This is a genomic window from Ideonella azotifigens (assembly GCF_006519715.1).
Lineage (GTDB): Bacteria > Pseudomonadota > Gammaproteobacteria > Burkholderiales > Burkholderiaceae_C > Ideonella > Ideonella azotifigens.
The window spans coordinates 1-17,013 of the sequence record NZ_VIDT01000046.1 but is presented as its reverse complement, the minus strand read 5'-3'; the positions used below and the strand labels follow the sequence as shown (position 1 = coordinate 17,013).

Annotated in this window: 16 protein-coding genes; 13 read left to right on the top strand and 3 right to left on the bottom strand. The window is 65.5% G+C overall.

The window, feature by feature from the left end:
- From FKP22_RS05445 to FKP22_RS05405, 9 genes are all read left to right on the top strand, one after another.
- On the top strand, positions 1-324 hold a 324-nt coding region (locus FKP22_RS05445), incomplete at its 5' end, for a UTRA domain-containing protein (RefSeq protein ID WP_141285943.1).
- 236 nt (positions 325-560) lie between these two features.
- Positions 561-989, top strand: a complete 429-nt coding sequence (gene sdhC, locus FKP22_RS05440) for a succinate dehydrogenase, cytochrome b556 subunit (protein WP_141285941.1) — start codon at positions 561-563, stop codon at positions 987-989.
- A 16-nt stretch (positions 990-1,005) separates the two neighbouring features.
- A complete protein-coding gene (sdhD, locus tag FKP22_RS05435) occupies positions 1,006-1,368 on the top strand; it encodes a succinate dehydrogenase, hydrophobic membrane anchor protein (protein WP_141285939.1) in 363 nt (120 codons plus the stop codon).
- Positions 1,369-3,144, top strand: a complete 1,776-nt coding sequence (sdhA, locus tag FKP22_RS05430; protein WP_141285937.1) for a succinate dehydrogenase flavoprotein subunit — start codon at positions 1,369-1,371, stop codon at positions 3,142-3,144. It begins immediately after the preceding gene.
- Between the two features lie 18 nt (positions 3,145-3,162).
- Positions 3,163-3,864, top strand: coding sequence for a succinate dehydrogenase iron-sulfur subunit (locus FKP22_RS05425; protein WP_141285935.1), 702 nt, complete (start codon positions 3,163-3,165; stop codon positions 3,862-3,864).
- Between the two features lie 36 nt (positions 3,865-3,900).
- Positions 3,901-4,182: an FAD assembly factor SdhE gene (locus FKP22_RS05420; protein ID WP_141285933.1), complete on the top strand. Its 282-nt coding sequence runs from the start codon at positions 3,901-3,903 to the stop codon at positions 4,180-4,182.
- 25 nt (positions 4,183-4,207) lie between these two features.
- Entirely contained in the window at positions 4,208-5,518 is a 1,311-nt protein-coding gene (gene gltA, locus FKP22_RS05415) for a citrate synthase (RefSeq protein WP_141285931.1), read from the top strand.
- 123 nt (positions 5,519-5,641) lie between these two features.
- Positions 5,642-6,703 carry an OmpA family protein gene (locus FKP22_RS05410; RefSeq protein WP_170200764.1) on the top strand — a complete coding sequence of 354 codons (1,062 nt, stop codon included), beginning with the start codon at positions 5,642-5,644 and terminating at the stop codon, positions 6,701-6,703.
- 233 nt (positions 6,704-6,936) lie between these two features.
- The gene (locus FKP22_RS05405) at positions 6,937-9,099 is read left to right on the top strand and encodes a winged helix-turn-helix domain-containing protein (protein WP_170200763.1); all 2,163 of its coding nucleotides are present in this window, start codon (positions 6,937-6,939) and stop codon (positions 9,097-9,099) included.
- Position 9,100: 1 nt separating this feature from the next.
- On the opposite strand, the gene FKP22_RS05400 is transcribed toward FKP22_RS05405, so the two are convergent.
- A complete protein-coding gene (locus FKP22_RS05400) occupies positions 9,101-9,727 on the bottom strand; it encodes a hypothetical protein (RefSeq protein ID WP_141285925.1) in 627 nt (208 codons plus the stop codon).
- 35 nt (positions 9,728-9,762) lie between these two features.
- On the bottom strand, positions 9,763-12,804 hold the full coding sequence (locus tag FKP22_RS34340) for a S8 family peptidase (RefSeq protein ID WP_170200762.1): 3,042 nt from the start codon (positions 12,802-12,804) through the stop codon (positions 9,763-9,765).
- Between the two features lie 226 nt (positions 12,805-13,030).
- On the opposite strand from FKP22_RS34340, the gene FKP22_RS05390 reads away from it, so the two are divergent.
- The 3 genes from FKP22_RS05390 (at position 13,031) to FKP22_RS05380 (ending at position 15,575) form a co-directional block, all read left to right on the top strand.
- Positions 13,031-13,933 carry a LysR family transcriptional regulator gene (locus FKP22_RS05390; RefSeq protein WP_141285921.1) on the top strand — a complete coding sequence of 301 codons (903 nt, stop codon included), beginning with the start codon at positions 13,031-13,033 and terminating at the stop codon, positions 13,931-13,933.
- 98 nt (positions 13,934-14,031) lie between these two features.
- Positions 14,032-14,655, top strand: a complete 624-nt coding sequence (locus tag FKP22_RS05385; RefSeq protein ID WP_141285919.1) for a glutathione S-transferase family protein — start codon at positions 14,032-14,034, stop codon at positions 14,653-14,655.
- An 8-nt stretch (positions 14,656-14,663) separates the two neighbouring features.
- Positions 14,664-15,575, top strand: a complete 912-nt coding sequence (locus FKP22_RS05380; RefSeq protein WP_141285917.1) for a pyridoxamine 5'-phosphate oxidase family protein — start codon at positions 14,664-14,666, stop codon at positions 15,573-15,575.
- Between the two features lie 4 nt (positions 15,576-15,579).
- Here FKP22_RS05380 and bla read toward each other — a convergent pair whose 3' ends face one another.
- The gene (gene bla, locus FKP22_RS05375; protein WP_211361308.1) at positions 15,580-16,470 is read right to left on the bottom strand and encodes a class A beta-lactamase; all 891 of its coding nucleotides are present in this window, start codon (positions 16,468-16,470) and stop codon (positions 15,580-15,582) included.
- A gap of 113 nt (positions 16,471-16,583) precedes the next feature.
- Here bla and FKP22_RS05370 point away from each other — a divergent pair.
- Positions 16,584-17,013: LysR family transcriptional regulator (locus FKP22_RS05370; protein WP_141285913.1), on the top strand; the 430-nt coding region annotated here is incomplete at its 3' end.

The following is a 17,013-nucleotide window of genomic DNA, read 5'->3' as shown; positions in this document are numbered from 1 at the left end:
CGCCAGGGCCGGCCCGTGGTGCTCGACGAGATCTGGCTGCCGGCCGCGCCGTTCAAGGGGCTGACTGCCGAGCGCCTGTCCCAGTACGCTGGCCCGATGTACGGCCTGTTCGAGACCGAATTCGGCGTGCGCATGATCCGCGCCGAAGAGAAGATCCGCGCAGTGGCGGCCGACGCGGCGACCGCCGTGCTGCTGCAGGTGCCCGAAGGCGCACCGCTGCTGAGCGTCGAGCGGCTGGCACATACCTATGGCGATGCACCGGTCGAGCTGCGCCGCGGCCTCTACAACACCGAAAGCCACTACTACCGCAACGAACTGAACTAGTCGAGGCGCCCGATTGCTTAGGTGCGCGGCCGGGAACGCTTTGCGCATCACCCCCGCGCAAATCTGTTGCATTGCAATAAAATCATCGGGTTTCACCTTGGGTACAAACCAGGGTGACGCCTAGCCACCTCAGGGTGTCGCCTAGCCACCTCCCTGCTTCCAAGAACGCTTCCCTGAGTTCAGAAGAGCTTTTGCAGAGCCATTCCAAGAGCGCCCACAACGAGGACATACAAGCCATGGCAGATACGCTCAAACCACGTCCAGAGTTTCGCAACATCCATGTGACAGACCTTGCCGGCTACCGGCTTCCGCCGGCCGGCTGGGTTTCCATCCTGCATCGCATCAGCGGCCTGCTGATGTTCCTGTTGCTGCCCTTCATCATCTGGTTGTTCGACACCAGCGTCACCTCCGAAGTCTCGTTCGAGAGCTTCCGCAACGCCTTCGTGGCCGGCATCGGCTTCTTGCCGGGCTGGTTCATCAAGCTGGTCAGCCTGGGCCTGATCTGGGGCTTCCTGCACCACTTCATCGCCGGCGTGCGCCACCTGTGGATGGACATGACGCACAGCGTCAGCAAAGAGCAGGGCAAGAGCTCCGCGCTGGTCACGCTGGTGCTGGGCACGCTGCTGACCTTGCTGCTGGGCGCCAAGCTCTTCGGCCTGTACTGAGCGAGGAATTCAACAAATGGCAATCAACTACGGCAGCAAGCGCCTCGTCGTCGGCGCGCACTACGGTTTCCGCGACTGGCTGGCCCAGCGCGTCACCGCCATCCTGATGGCGTTGTTCACGGTCGTTGTGCTGGTGCAGGTGCTCCTGCCCGGCGAGCTCGGCTACGACAAGTGGGCAGGCATCTTCTCGCACCAATGGATGAAGGTCCTGACCTTCGTCGTCATCGTCTCGCTGGCATACCACGCATGGGTCGGCGTGCGCGACATCTGGATGGACTACATCAAGCCGGTCGGCCTGCGCCTGGCGCTGCAGGTGTTTTCCATCGTCTGGCTGGTCGGCTGTGCCGGCTGGGCTGTTCAAGTGCTCTGGAGGCTGTAAATGGCTGTGGCCAACCAAATTACCAAGCGCAAGTTCGACGTCGTCATCGTCGGCGCTGGCGGCTCTGGCATGCGTGCCTCGCTGCAACTCTCGCTGGCCGGCCTGAACGTGGCCGTGCTGTCCAAGGTCTTCCCGACCCGCTCGCACACGGTGGCGGCGCAAGGCGGCATCGGTGCCTCGCTGGGCAACATGTCGGAAGACAACTGGCACTACCACTTCTACGACACCATCAAGGGCTCCGACTGGCTGGGCGACCAGGACGCCATCGAGTTCATGTGCCGCGAAGCGCCCAAGGTCGTCTACGAGCTTGAGCATTTCGGCATGCCGTTCGACCGCAATGCCGACGGCACGATCTACCAGCGCCCGTTCGGCGGCCACACCGCCAACTACGGCGAGAAGCCGGTGCAGCGCGCCTGCGCCGCGGCCGACCGCACCGGCCACGCGCTGCTGCACACGCTGTACCAGCAGAACGTCAAGGCCCGCACCAACTTCTTCGTCGAATGGATGGCGCTGGACCTGATCCGCGACCAGGACGGCGACGTCTGCGGCGTGACCGCGCTGGAGATGGAAACCGGCGACCTGCACATCCTGGAAGCCAAGACCGTGCTGATGGCCACCGGCGGCGCCGGCCGCATCTTCGCGGCCTCGACCAATGCCTTCATCAACACCGGTGACGGGCTGGGCATGGCGGCGCGTGCCGGCATTCCGCTGGAAGACATGGAGTTCTGGCAGTTCCACCCGACCGGCGTGGCCGGTGCCGGCGTGCTGCTGACCGAAGGCTGCCGCGGCGAAGGCGCGATCCTGCGCAACGCCAATGGCGAACGCTTCATGGAACGCTACGCCCCGACGCTGAAGGACCTGGCACCCCGCGACTTCGTCTCGCGCTCGATGGACCAGGAGATCAAGGAAGGCCGTGGCTGTGGTCCGAACAAGGACTACGTCGTGCTGGACATGACCCACCTGGGCGCCGACACGATTGCCAAGCGCCTGCCCTCGGTGCTGGAGATCGGCCACAACTTCGCCAACGTCGACATCACCAAGGAACCGATTCCGGTGGTGCCGACCATCCACTACCAGATGGGTGGCATTCCGACGAATGTGCACGGCCAGGTCGTGATTCCGAAGAACGGCATCCCGAACGAGGTCGTCAATGGCCTGTACGCAGTAGGCGAATGCTCCTGCGTCTCGGTGCACGGCGCCAACCGCCTGGGCACCAACTCGCTTCTGGACCTGGTGGTCTTCGGCCGCGCGGCGGGCAACCACATCGTGGCCTCGGCGCTGAAGCAGAAGAACCACAAGCCGCTGCCAGCCGATGCTGCCGACAAGACCCTCGCCCGCCTGGCCCGCCTGGACAGCGCCAAGGATGGCGAATACGCGCAGGACGTGGCCAACGACATCCGCAGCACGATGCAGCGCCATGCTGGCGTGTTCCGCACGCAGAAGAGCATGGACGAAGGCGTGGTCAAGATCAGGGAAGTCGCCGAGCGGGTCAAGAACATCGGCCTGAAGGACAGCTCCAAGGTCTTCAACACCGCGCGCATCGAGGCGCTGGAAGTCGACAACCTGATCGAAGCCGCCCAGGCCACGATGATCTCGGCGGCTGCCCGCCCGGAAAGCCGCGGCGCGCATGCGCATGACGACTTCCCGAACCGCGACGACGAGAACTGGATGAAGCACACGCTGTGGTATTCCGAAGGCAACCGCCTGGACTACAAGCCGGTGAACCTGCAGCCGCTGACGGTCGAATCCGTGCCGCCCAAGGTCCGTACCTTCTAAAGAATCGAGAGCCTCCCAATGAAGCGCGTTTTTCAGATCTACCGCTACGACCCGGACAAGGATGCCAAGCCCTACATGCAGACCATCGAGATCGAACTCGATGGCCATGAACGCATGCTGCTGGACGCCCTGATCAAGCTGAAGGCCGTCGACCCGACGATCTCGTTCCGCCGCTCCTGCCGCGAAGGCGTCTGCGGTTCGGACGCGATGAACATCAACGGCAAGAACGGCCTGGCCTGCCTGACCAACATGCTCACGCTGCCCGGCGTGATCACGCTGCGTCCGCTGCCCGGCCTGCCGGTCATCCGCGACCTGATCGTCGACATGACCCAGTTCTTCAAGCAGTACAACTCGATCAAGCCTTACCTCGTCAACGACGAGCGGCCGCCCGAGAAGGAACGCCTGCAGAGCCCGGAAGAGCGCGAAGAGCTGGACGGCCTGTACGAGTGCATCCTGTGCGCGAGTTGTTCGACCAGCTGCCCGAGCTTCTGGTGGAACCCGGACAAGTTCGTCGGTCCGGCCGGCCTGCTGCAGGCCTACCGCTTCATTGCCGACAGCCGCGACCAGGACACCGCGGGCCGCCTCGACAACCTCGAGGACCCGTACCGCCTGTTCCGTTGCCACACCATCATGAACTGCGTCGATGTCTGCCCCAAGGGTCTGAACCCCACCAAGGCCATCGGCAAGATCAAGGAATTGATGGTTCGGCGCGCGGTCTGAGGAATTACCCTCAGACCGACCCGAGCAAGCCAAGCCATGGACACTGCTGACACCACCGACCTGCTGGACGCTGGCGACATCAACCGCCTGAAATGGCGTTGCCGGCGCGGCTTGCTCGAAAACGACTTGTTCGTCGAGCGCTTCTTCCAACGCCACGAGACTGCGATGACGCCGTTCATGTTGCGTGGGCTGCAAACGCTGATGGACCTGTCAGACAACGACCTGCTGGACCTGCTGCTGAAGCGGCGAGAGCCCGAGGGCGAACTGAACTGCCCTGAAGTTCGGGATGTGCTGGCCCGCATGCGGCTGCCTGCTTGATGGATTCGTGCGAAAGGAACTTGAGATGACCCCCTCCGACGTGAAAGCCACGCTGTCGTTCTCCGATGGCAGCCCCAACATGGAACTGCCGATCTACAAGGGCACCATCGGGCCCGATGTGATCGACATCCGCAAGCTCTACGGCCAGACCGGCAAGTTCACCTACGACCCCGGCTTCCTGTCGACCGCTTCGTGCAACTCGACCATCACCTACATCGATGGCGACAAGGGCGAACTGCTGTATCGCGGCTACCCGATCGAGCAGCTCGCAGTCAATTGCGACTACCTGGAAACCTGCTACCTGCTGCTGTACGGAGAGCTGCCGAACGCCTCGCAGAAGCAAGAGTTCGAGCACCGCGTGACCAATCACACGATGGTCAACGAGCAGATGCAGTTCTTCCTGCGCGGCTTCCGCCGCGATGCGCACCCGATGGCGGTCATGACCGGCCTGGTCGGCGCGCTGTCGGCCTTCTATCACGACAGCACCGACATCAATAACCCCGAGCACCGGGACATCGCTGCGATCCGCCTGATCGCCAAGATGCCGACGCTGGTGGCAATGGCCTACAAGTACACCATCGGCCAGCCCTACATCTACCCGAAGAACGACCTCTCGTACGCTGGCAACTTCATGCGCATGATGTTCGCCACGCCGTGCGAGGAGTACAAGCCCAACGACGTGCTGGTGCGCGCGATGGACCGCATCTTCACGCTGCATGCCGACCACGAGCAGAACGCTTCAACCTCGACAGTGCGTCTGTGCGGTTCGTCTGGCACCAACCCCTTCGCCGCCATCGCTGCGGGCGTGGCCTGCCTGTGGGGCCCGGCGCACGGCGGTGCCAACGAGGCGGCGCTGAACATGCTTGGCGACATCCAGAAGAACGGCGGCGTCGAGAAGATCGGCGAGTTCATCAAGCAGGTCAAGGACAAGAACAGCGGCGTCAAGCTGATGGGCTTTGGCCACCGCGTCTACAAGAACTACGACCCGCGCGCCAAGCTGATGCGCGAGACCTGCCACGAAGTGCTGGATGCGCTAGGCCTGCACGACGACCCGCTGTTCAAGCTGGCCATGTCGCTTGAGAAAATCGCGCTGGAAGACGAATACTTCGTCGCCCGCAAGCTCTACCCGAACGTGGACTTCTACTCCGGCATCGTGCAGCGCGCCATCGGCATTCCGGTGCCGCTGTTCACCGCGATCTTCGCGCTGGCCCGCACGGTCGGCTGGATTGCCCAGCTGAACGAAATGATCGGCGACCCCGAGTACAAGATCGGCCGCCCGCGCCAGCTGTTCGTCGGCTCGGCCGCGCGCACCGTCAAGCCGCTCGGCGAGCGTTGAACTGAAGCTGCATTGAACCTGGGCGCACCCGTCGCGCCTTGATACAAACAAAGGCCCTTCGGGGCCTTTGTCGTTGATGGCGACGTTGTAGCGTTCGGTTTCCCCTGAACCCTCGCGCCCATGATGAAGAACCTGCTCGCCTCGCTCCGTTCCTTTGGCCATGCCATGGCCCGCGCCGCGGCCTGCGCGCCGCTGCTGCTGGCCTTGGCCACGCCCGCGCCGGTCCAGGCGGCCAAGCCAGCCAAGCCTCAGGTGGACGCGCCCAGTGCTAAGGATCATCCGCTGATCCAGCGCTTTACCGGCTCATGGCTGTTCGGCGCCAAGACGGCGGAATGGGAGCAGACGCAGTTCCCGGTTGGCATGGGCGTGGCCCATGACCGCTGGAGCCAGGCCGTGCCGGTGGAAGGCCGCCTGACGCGCCTGTTCTACCTGGCGCCGCGGGGCAAGACACCGCTGGAGGTGCATCGCAACTACCAGCAGGCGCTGTTGGAGGCAGGCTTCAAGCCCAGGTTCAGCTGCGAGCAGGCCTGCCAGGACCTGTACTTCGCGATGGACAAGACCATCGACTTCGACGGCGGCGTGCAATGGGCCGAAGGTGAAGTGGCTGGCGCAGACGATTCGACCTACAGCATCGAGCACGGCGCGTTGAGCTTCGACGGCCGCTTCCTCTACGGCACCCTGTCCAAGGGCGGCCAGGAGGTGCACGTGATGGTCTACACCTCCACTGCGGTCAACAAGACGACCAACACCACGGCCACCTTCATCCAGATCGTCGAGCCCAAGGCGATGGCCACTGGCCAGGTGCAGGTCAACGCGGCGGCGCTGCAGCAAGGTCTGGCGGCAGACGGCAAGATCGCGCTCTATGGCCTGTTCTTCGACACCGGCAAGTCCGAAGTCAAGCCAGAGTCGCAGCCGCAACTGGCCGAGATGGCCAAGCTGCTGCAGGCCCAGCCGGCACTGAAGGTCTACATCGTCGGCCACACCGACAGCCAGGGCGCACTGGACGCCAACCTCGCGCTCTCGCAGGCCCGCGCGCAAGCGGTGGTGCAGGCGCTGGTCACGCAGCACAAGGTGGACGCCAAGCGCCTGGCCGCCAAGGGCGTGGCCAACCTGGCACCGGTGGCCAGCAACACGGCCGAAGACGGGCGCGCCCGGAACCGCCGCGTCGAACTTGTCGTGCAGTAGGTGGTAGCGAATCGGCGATAGGCAATGGGCGATGGGCAAGGGCGCGGGCCGATCGGGCGCCCCGCTGAACTCGCCGCATGGCAGCCCGCAACGGGCGGGTTGTGCGTTGCTTCGTGGATTACTTGGTTTCGGAGTGCACAAGGATCGGCGACCATTGGCAGGCGTTTTGCGTGAGGCCCAGTTGCTGGCGCGCGCCTGCACCGCTTTTCAGCTCCGGAGCCCCCGACCCTTTCATGCCTCTTGCCGACACCCTGCGATTTGCGCGCTGCGAGCTGAGCGTGCCTCGACGCGAACTTTGGCTTGACGGACAAACCCAGGCCGTCGCGCCAAAGGTTTTCGACTTGCTGCTGCACCTGATCGAACATTGCGGCCGGGTGGTGGGCAAGGAGGAGTTGCTGAACCACTTGTGGCATGGCCGCGTGGTGTCCGAGGGCGTGCTGGCACGCAGTGTGATGCAGGCGCGCAAGGCCATTGGGGACGAAGGGGGCGAAGAGGCCCTCATCAAGACAATCCACAAAGTGGGTTATCGCTTTGTTGGGAGCCTGCTGCCTGCTGCCGCGGCGCCTCTGCCGAGCGCCACGCAGCAGCGCCGGGTTGCGGTTCTTCCGATTGAAAATCGCACGGGCGAAACTCGGTTCGACTGGATCAGCCTGGGGCTGGCGGCGCTGGTCTGCAATGCGCTGAGCGGCCGGGTTGCGCTCGCGGTGGTGGACCTGAACCTGATGTTGTTCGAGCTTGGCCAATTGCCTGCCGACATGGGTTCACGCGAAAAGGCGGACGCACTTCGGCAGCGCCTGGGCGCGGATTGCGTGCTGCAATCCGTGCTGCGATGGCAGGGCAATGCCTTGTGGCTGGCGTATCAGTGCACGGGGGAGGTCGAGGCCGGTCCGGCAGGCACCTTGCGAGGCGATGAGCCCAGTGAGATGGCGCTTCGCATGGCCGCGGAGGTGGCGCAGGGTCTGTGCCCTCAGGGCGCGGTGCCGTTGGTGCCCGAGTCGCAAGATCCTTTCGTCAACCAAGTCATCGGGCGCGGCACGCAATTGGCCGCCCAGTATCAATTCCGTGCGGCTGCCAAGTTCTTCGAGGTGGTGCTGGAACTGGAGCCGCGGAATTCAGCGGCGCAACTGGAATACCTGCGCAGCCTCACCAATGGTGAAGATCCCCGGGCGCTGGAGGTCGGCACGGCCCTGTTGAGCCAGGCCCGCGAGGTCGGCGACGAGCGCTTGCAGGCCATCGTGCATCTGGCGCTCGGGCACGCACTGTTGATGGGCGAGACCCGGGGCGCGATCCCGAATGCCGTCGATCATCTGGCGCAGTCGATCAGGTCAGCGAGTGCCGTCGGCGCCCCCGACATTCTGGTCCGGGCGCGGTTGGGGCAGGCCATGGCGCTGCGCCTGCAAGGTGACGTCCCCAGGGCCGAGGCGGCGCTGAATGCGCTCCACCATGAACTGAGCACGGTCGGCGGCAGTCGTTTGCACCTGAGCCTGGTGAAGGACAATCTGGCCGTCGTCGAGGCGGAGCAGGGGCACCTGCTCAAGGCGCGCAATCTGCTGGACGAGGTCTTGCTGCTGAACCGCGCCCACGGACTTCGCAGCGCTGCCTCGCTGACGCTGATGAACCTGGCCCGGATCAACGCGGGCCTGGGCTGTCTTGCGCTGGCGCGCAGCCAGGCAGCAGAGTCCGAACAAGGCTTCGACAGCCTGCAGCAGCCGCATGCGGCGGCCAGCATTGCGGAAGCGGCGGCAGAGGTCTATGGCGAACTGGGGCTGGTGCGCGATCTTGATCGTGTCCTGGAGCGCCTGGCGCCCTTGTGTGAGCGCGCCGGACTGCCGCCCAAGTCACAGTGGCTGACGGCGCGGGCCAGGCGCGAAATGTGTGCAGGCCGCGCAGAGGCTGCCGGCGCGCTTTTCAAGCGCACCGTGGCCATGGCGCAGCGCAGCCAGGCGCATTTGCGGCTGCGGTATCGGCAGCTGTGGCGGCTGGAAATGTCACTGCGATTCGGCGACGTCGTGGCGGCCGAAGCACGGCTTGCCCAGCTTGCCGAGCTGCCGGCCGTGCTCATCAACGGGGAGTTGCAATCCGCCATGGCGCGCGCCCGGGCCGCGCTGGCTTTCAGGCTTGGCCATGCCGAGCAGGCGCTGAAACATCTGGAAGACGCGGTGAGCCTCGCGCCTGCAGGTCGCTGGCGCGCCATGGCCTTGATGGATGCCGCCTGGATGGACTTGACAGCAGGCCGAACGGGCCAGGCGCAGATGCGATTGAGAGCGCTTTCTCCCTGGCTGGATGAGCACCCACTGGGAAGGGCCCTGAATGGGCAATCCTCGAATGGGCGCTTTGTTTTGCCTCACACATCGACCGCAGCAGACATCGAGTGGTTGTTGCCTTCGCTGCGCTGACTCACTGCGGCTTGTTGCGCTTGCTGACAACCGTCGAACTGGCGTTGCTGTCTGGCCGGGTGACCTTGAACACCAATTCATCGTTAGGGTTGCCGCTCAGATAAGCATGCCCATCGGGGTAGGGATTGGAGTTGGACGAGTTGATCCAGAACCGGGGTTGCATCGCGAACACCTGGAAGGTGTAGGTCTCACCCGGCGTCACGTCGACAGGCGGAGAGAAGTGATAGGCCACCATCGCCGAAGCACCTGGCGCGTCACCCAGCTTGCCGGCGACGTTGACCACCACTTGCCGCAGTGCTTTCGAGGCGTCATTGATGGTGTCGCCCCTGTACAGCACCATCGTCACATGCTTCTCGTCCTTGGAGTTCCCGAGGGATGAGAAGCTGGAGTTGGAAAGACTGACCGAGATGGAATCGATCTGGGTGCTGTTGGCGACGAAGGTTTGCGCCGCCGGCATGTAGTACGGCAGGCTGTAGCTGCCGCCGTTGGCCACGGCCTGCTTGATCACCACTTCACTGGCATTGCTGCCCTGCGCGGCGCCGAAAGCGCCCAGTGCGATCAGCCAGGATAGGCACCTGGCCGCCGCGCGGAAGGCAGCGGACAACGAGAACTTTGCGTTTGACAACATGATGGAGATACTTTCTGTGTCGGTTGGGCAGGGCATCAGCGCGTCTGGAGGCCGGGGTCTTGGTGGCGGGCATTGCCGCGCACCGTGTTCACCGTGCCGACGGACTGCGGGTCCACCGAAATGCTGGTAGTCGCCAGGGTGTTGCCCTTGCCATCACGGAACTGAACTGCGCCCATGTAGCGCTGCGCGTCCGGCACGCTCCAGGCCAGCTTGATCTTCCCGTTCTGCCCGGCTTTCACCTGGGTGGGAGCGGTGGTGCTCAGCGGCAGGCCGGCCGACCCGCTGCCAGGAAGGTCCCAGGACCAGACCGTGTAGCTCGATGCATCGCCCACCAGGCTGAGGGCCAGCACACAGGCCTGATAGGTGCCTTGGGCAGGCTGCGCCACGTCAATGGCCTGATTGGCACCTGGCTGACCGCTCCAGTAGCCGTTGCCGTCAGGCCCCGTCACGCTGAGTGCGAGGTTGTCCTGGCCTGGGTGGCTGGTGTCGCTGTCAAACATCTGCAGGTGAAGGGCCATGCTGCCGGCGGCCACCGGGATGTTGACGCAACTGGAAAAGTCCTGGGCAGTCACCGTGCCTGCGAGGGCCTGGCCCGCGATCAAACCCGTGCTGTGGGTGTCGAGTGCCCCGCTGTAGCCGGCGGTGAAGGGCAGTGCCGTCTTGAAGCTGGCGCTCTGAGAGCTCAGATTGGTTGCGATCTTGAACGACTGCTGCAGCGCCGAAAGCGGACTTGTGATGGGCTGGCCGCCCTGGCTTGATTTCCAAGTCAGCGAGCCGAACTGCCATGACGCTTCAGGCGCATCGGTGCGCGACAGCACCACGGTGAATGGCGCGCTCTCGCCCGGAGCCAGCGTGAGCTGCGCTGGCTTGACCTTGACATCGAAGCCCACGAGCTGCGCCTTCGCGCTGTAGGTGACGGCATGTTCCGAGACGTTGGTCAGCCGGCGCTCGATCTTGGTTTGACCAGGCACCACTGCCGTCAGGGAGGGCAGATTCAGGTTCTGGCTGCTCACCGAGCCTGCATTCGCGCAGGTGTCGGCGTCCGCCAGGCCTTTGCCGCACAGGTAGGCGTCGTAGTCGCTGCGGCTGGCGTCGTACACCAGTTCGACGGCGGCGGCAGCCTTCGGCCGGATTTCGCCGCTGCCGTAGCCCATGCGGTCTGCATCGGCGCTGCCACCGGCCTGCAGCACGGCGCTGGTGGTGGTCATCAGCGCTGAGCGAATGGCGGCAGGTGACCAACCCGGGTGCAGCTGCCTGAGCAGCGCCGCCGTGCCAGCCACGTGCGGGCTGGCCATGGACGTGCCGTCATGGGTGGCGTAGTAGGCAGGCGGGGTCAGGCTGCCGTTGACGATGGCGTCGTGCTCGGCCTGCGTTGCCGAGTAGGAGTCGGCCCCCAGGATGTTCACCCCTGGGGCTGACAAGTCAGGCTTGAGGATCTCGATGTCCGCCAGATTCGGGCCGCGGCCGGAAAAGCTGGCCACGACGGGTGCGGTCACCTTGTGATTGGTGGCCATGCCGATGGAAGCCGAGGAACCACTTGCCGTGGCCTTGAGCACGGCCTTGCGCGAAGCCACCGGCAGATGCACCGTGGGTACCGCATGGACGTCGGCATACAGGCTGTCCGCGTAGTCGCCCACGTTGAGCAACACCATGCCGACGCCTCCGGCGCGCAGCACCTCCGCGCTCTTGTCCACACGCCCGTTGCTGCCCCGGTCGCAGACCACGACTTTGCCCGCCACCTTGGCAGGATCGAGCGAGTTGGCCGCGCAGAGCCGGGCGAGGATGTTGGTGTCGTCAAACGGCGCCGTGGCTGCTGCGTCCGCGCCACGGATCAGCTGGCCCTGGACAGTGGCGGTGGCCATCGAGGGTCCGCTGATGACCTTGCCGTCCTGGCCCAGCGTCAGGCGCGCCTCGAAGTTCTTGTCGGTGGTCGAGGCACCAGCGGTTGTGACCCAGGGGCTGGGGTGATTCACCGTGTTGCCGCCGCTGTTGCCTGCGGCGGTGGCCACGAACACGCCCGCAGTGGCTGCGTTCAGGAAAGCTTGTTCGACCGGGTCCTCGACCGAAGTCTGGGAGCCGCTGATCGAGAAATTGATGACGTCCACGCCGTCTTGAACGGCTTGATCGATCGCGGCCACGGAGTCGCTGTCGTAGCAGACATTCCCGTTGGCCTGTCCGGTCCAGCAAACCTTGTAGACCGCGATCCTTGCGCGCGGCGCCAAGCCGGAGATCTCACCGATCACCGCATCGCCCTGCAGCGTTTCGACCTTTGAATTGCCAGCGGCGATGGACGCCGTGTGGCTGCCGTGTCCGCTCAGGCCGCGCGCCGAAACGTACTCGTCGGGCACCAATGGATCGCCGACGGCATCGAAACCTGCCTTGAAGATGCGGGCGCCGATCAGCTTCTGGTTGCAATTGCTGGCCGTGAATCCTGGTCCTGTGTCGCAGCTGCCATGCCATTTCGCCGGCGGGGCTGCGTAGACCTGGGTGCCCGCGCTGGCGGGCAGGCCGTTTGCGTCGACTCGGTCAGTGAACGAGAGGTCTTCGGGCCAGATGCCGGAGTCCACCATGCCGATGATGACGTCTTCTCCAGTCACCGGACGGCCGGCGGCGTCTCGCTGCGTCCACAAGCCCTTGGACGTGCTCAGCTGCAGAAAGCCGGGTGTGCGGTTGGTGCTGAGCGTGCGGGCACGGTCCGGGCTGACGGCACGCACGCCGGGCTGCTTGGTCAACTGCTTGGCCTCTGCGTCGGTGAGCATCAGTGCCATGCCATTCAGGGCGAACTCGTAAACCCGCAACGCACGGGCCTGACCGATGGTGGCCAGCACCTCCTGTCGCCGACTCGCCAGTTGGCTGCGGTACTGGGCCACGGCATTGCTGCGCAGGTCCAGTCGCGTCGCTGCTCGGCTGTTCGGCGCAGCCAGGCTTTGCTGCTTGGCGCTGAAACTGGCAACGGGCGCATCGGTCAACTGCACGATGTAGGCCCGCCGGAGGGGCTGAGAAGCGCCAATGACCGGCAGTGCAGCGGCGATCAACAAGGCCGCCACGGCCTGTTGAATGAGGGTGGGCTTGAGCAAGGTTCGCTCCAAGAAGGAAACAACAACAGAGGAGGACGCTCGTTGCCGCGCCGATCAAGGGAGGAACAGCTTCGAGACCGTGACGAGTCTATGAACACGCTTCTTCACGGTCCTGATGGATTCATGATCAATCTCCGATTTTGTTATTCCCGCGCCGGGGCCGGCGCGGCCTGCCTCGCGCAGAATCCTCATCGGTTCAAAGGCAGCATTTCATTCGGAGGAATGATTGGACCGTGTTCACCTGATGAGCGTGTTCGTCGCGGTGGTCGACACCCACAGCCTGGCCGGCGCCGCGCGCAAGCTCGCGCTGTCGCCGCCGGCGGTCACGCGCGCCGTCACCGAGCTGGAAACCCTGCTCGGTGTTCGCCTCCTGACCCGCACCACGCGGGTCGTGCGCGTGACCGATGCCGGCGCGCGTTATGCGGAAGACTGCCGGCGCATCCTGGCCGACTTGGCCGAGGCCGATGAATCGGTCAGCGGGATGCACGCCACGCCTCGCGGCAAGCTCATGCTCACAGCACCGGTGATGTTCGGCGCGCTCTACGTCACGCCCATCGTGACCGAATACCTCCAGCGTTACCCCGAGGTCAATGCCGAGTGCTGGTTCCTGGACCGCGTCGTCAACATCGTCGACGAAGGCATTGACCTGGCGGTGCGCATCGGCAACTTGGCCGACTCTTCGCTGCAGGCGATACAGGTCGGCCAGGTGCGGCGGGTGATCTGCGCCGCGCCGGGCTACCTGGAACAGCACGGCACACCCGCCACGCCCGACGAACTGGCCCGGCATTGCATCGTCGCCTCCACCGCGGCGTCCACTTCCGAATGGCGGCTGCACGACAACGGCGAGTCGCGCCTGGTCAAGGTCCAGCCGCGCATGACGACCACCACCAACGAATCGGCGTTGGCCGCGGCCGTGGGTGGCTTCGGCCTCACGCGGCTGATGTCCTACCAGGCGGCCGCGGCGGTGGCCGAAGGCCGGCTGAAGATTGTGCTGAGCGCTTTCGAAGGCCCGCCGCTGCCCATCCACCTGGTGCACCGCGAAGGCCGGCACGCTTCGCAGAAGGCACGGGCCTTCCTGGACTTGGCAATGGACAGGCTGCGCGCGCATCCCTTGCTGCAACCCGGCTGATTATTCCAGTCAGCGAAACAGAGTCTTGGAATTCACGTGGATTCTGTTCGGCGACCAGATCAGTGACAGTTCGGTCATCCCTTCACGAAAGCCCGAACATGTCCGCCATCAAGCTCTACACCTTCTCCCTCTCCGGCCACGCCCACCGGGTGCAACTGGCGCTGTCGCTGCTGAACCAGCCGGTCGGGCTGATCGAGATGGACCTGCGCGGTGGCCAGCACAAGCGGCCCGAGTTCCTGGCGCTGAACCCGTTCGGCCAGGTGCCGGTGATCGACGACAACGGCTTGGTGCTGGCCGATTCGAACGCCATCCTGGTCTACCTCGCGCGCCGCTACGGCAACGCCGACTGGCTGCCGACGGACGCCGCGGGCGAAGCCGCGGTGCAGCGCTGGCTGTCGGTGGCCGCCGGTCTGCTGGCCTTCGGCCCGGCGGCGGCCCGGCTGGTGACAGTCTTCGGTGCCGGCTTCCGGCCGGAAGAAGTCATTGCCCGCGCGCACGGCTTGCTGAAGGTCATGGACGCCGAGCTGGCTGGCAGACCCTTCCTGATCGGCGCCAGGCCCAGCATTGCCGACATCGCCAACTACAGCTACATCGCCCACGCGCCAGAAGGCAATGTCTCGCTGGCCGACTACCCGAACGTGCGCGCCTGGCTGGCCCGCATCGAAGCCTTGCCAGGCTTTGTGCCGATGCCGGCCACCGCCGCTGGCCTGCGCGCCGCCTGAGGACCGTCATGGACACCGCCCTCACCACCTCGCCCTGGCACCGCGGCGAACAGGCGTTGCAAGCCCATGTCGGCGTGGCCGAACGCATGGCCGAAGTTGGCCCCCGCGTGATCCGCGACTTCATGCCGGACCAGCACCGGCAGTTCTACGCCCAGCTGCCGTTCATCGTGGTGGGCGCGGTGGACGCGCAAGGCAGTCCCTGGGCCGGCGTGATCGAAGGCGAGCCCGGCTTCCTGCGTTCGCCGCAGCCCCAGCGCCTGGTCCTGGGTGCGCTGCCGGCCGAGGGTGACCCGGTACGCGGGGCGCTGGAAGACGGCGCGCCGCTGGGCCTGCTGGGCATCGAGCTGCACACCCGGCGCCGCAACCGGGTCAACGGCCGCGTGGCCGCACTGCATGCGGGCGGCTTCTCGCTGGCGGTCGGGGAGTCTTTTGGCAACTGCCCGCGGTACATCCAGCAGCGCGGCTTTCGTTTTGCGCGTGCGCCGGGTTCAGCATCGGGCGCTGCCACCCAGCACCTGCAGGCGCTGGACGACGAGGCCCGTGCCCGCATTGCCGCGGCAGACACCTTTTTCGTCGCCAGCCATTTCCCTGGCGACCAGCAGCGACCCAGGCCTTCGGTCGACGTCTCTCACCGGGGCGGCAAGCCCGGTTTTGTCAAGGTCGAGGGCAACCTGCTGACCATCCCGGATTTCGCCGGCAACCTGTTCTTCAACACCCTGGGCAACCTGCTGCTGAACCCGCGCGCCGGCCTGCTGTTCATCGACTTCGAGACCGGTGAACTGCTGCAACTCAGCGGCCACACCACACTGGTTCTGGACGGCCCCCAGCTCGCCGCTTTCCCGGGCGCCGAGCGTTTGTGGACCGTGCGCGTCGAACAGCTCGTGCGGCGGCGGGGCGCGCTGGCGCTGCGCTGGTCCTGAAGCTTCAGCCCAGCAGCTTGGGCAGCATGCCGGCCACCTGCGCCAGGCATTGCTCGCGCAGCTTGTTTTCGGTGCGGCTGCGGCCGATGTAGCTCGTGACCACCACGGGCGCACGGCCGCCGGTCGGCCACACGACGGCGATGTCGTTGGTGCAGTCGTCGCTGGTGCCGGTCTTGTCGCCCAGCGTCCAGCCTGCCGGCAGGCCGGCCTTCAGGCGGTGGCCGCCAGTGGTGTTGGCGCGCATCCATCCCACCAGCAGTTCTCGCTGCTGCGGTGGCAATGCGTTGCCCAGGGTCACCGCCCGCAGCGAGCCGGCGGCGGCGCGCGGCGTGGTGGTGTCGAACTGGCCGGTGGCGTCGAACTCGTTCAGCGCGGGCTCGGTGCGGTCGGAGCGGGTGACGTCGTCGCCCAGGCTGCGCATCCAGGCCGTCAGCGAGGCCGGGCCGCCGTAGCTCGCCAGGATCAAATTGGCGGCGGTGTTGTCGCTGTGGGTCATCGTGGCCTGGCACAGCTCGCCCAGTGTCATGCTGCCGCGGCCGACGGCCTTCTCGGTGACGGGCGAGTAGCCGGCGAGGTCCGCCTTGCCAAACGCGATCACCCGGTCCAGCCGCTCCTCGCCGCGGGCCACGCGGTCCAGCACGCGGGCGGTGGCCTGCAGCTTGAAGGTGCTGCACATCAGGAAGCGTTCGTCGGCCCGGTGGCCCCATCTGCGGTCGGTGGCGGTGTCCTGGATGAAAACGCCCAGGTGGCCACCGCTGGCTTTTTCGATGGCCTGGAAGCGCGAGCTGACCCAGTCGTCGAGAGAACCTGTTGTGGCGGAAGCTGAAGTTTTCGCGGAGGCGAGCAGAGGGGAGGCGGCGAGGGCCAGGGCTTGCAGACAGTGGCGGCGTTTCATGGGCAATGAGCTCAATGGGTTGAAGTGCATGGGACGCGACGATAGGGGCCGGGCCACCACCTCACAATCGCGAATATTGCAGCTCTGACCCAAGGAAAACTTGGGACTCTCTCATGGACCTGCCGCTGAACGCCTTGCGCGCCTTCGAGGTGTCTGCCCGCCACCTGAGCTTCACCCGCGCAGCCGGCGAGCTGAACCTCACGCCCACCGCAGTGAGCCAGCATGTGAAGAACCTGGAGTCGCGCTTCGGCATGGCGCTGTTTCGCCGCTTGCCGCGCGGGCTGGCACTGACCGAAGAAGGCCAGGCCTTGCTGCCGGTGCTGGCCGAATCCTTCGAACGCATTGGCGGCACGCTGGCCACCTTGCGCGAAGCTCGCCCGCGCGAGGTGCTGGCGCTGGGCGTGGTGGCCACCTTTGCCATTGGCTGGCTGCTGCCGCGGCTGCAGGGCTTCCAGCAGGCGCATCCGTACATCGACCTGCGCCTGTCCACCCACAACAACCGCGTGGACCTGGCCGCCGAGGGCCTGGACGCCGCGGTGCGCT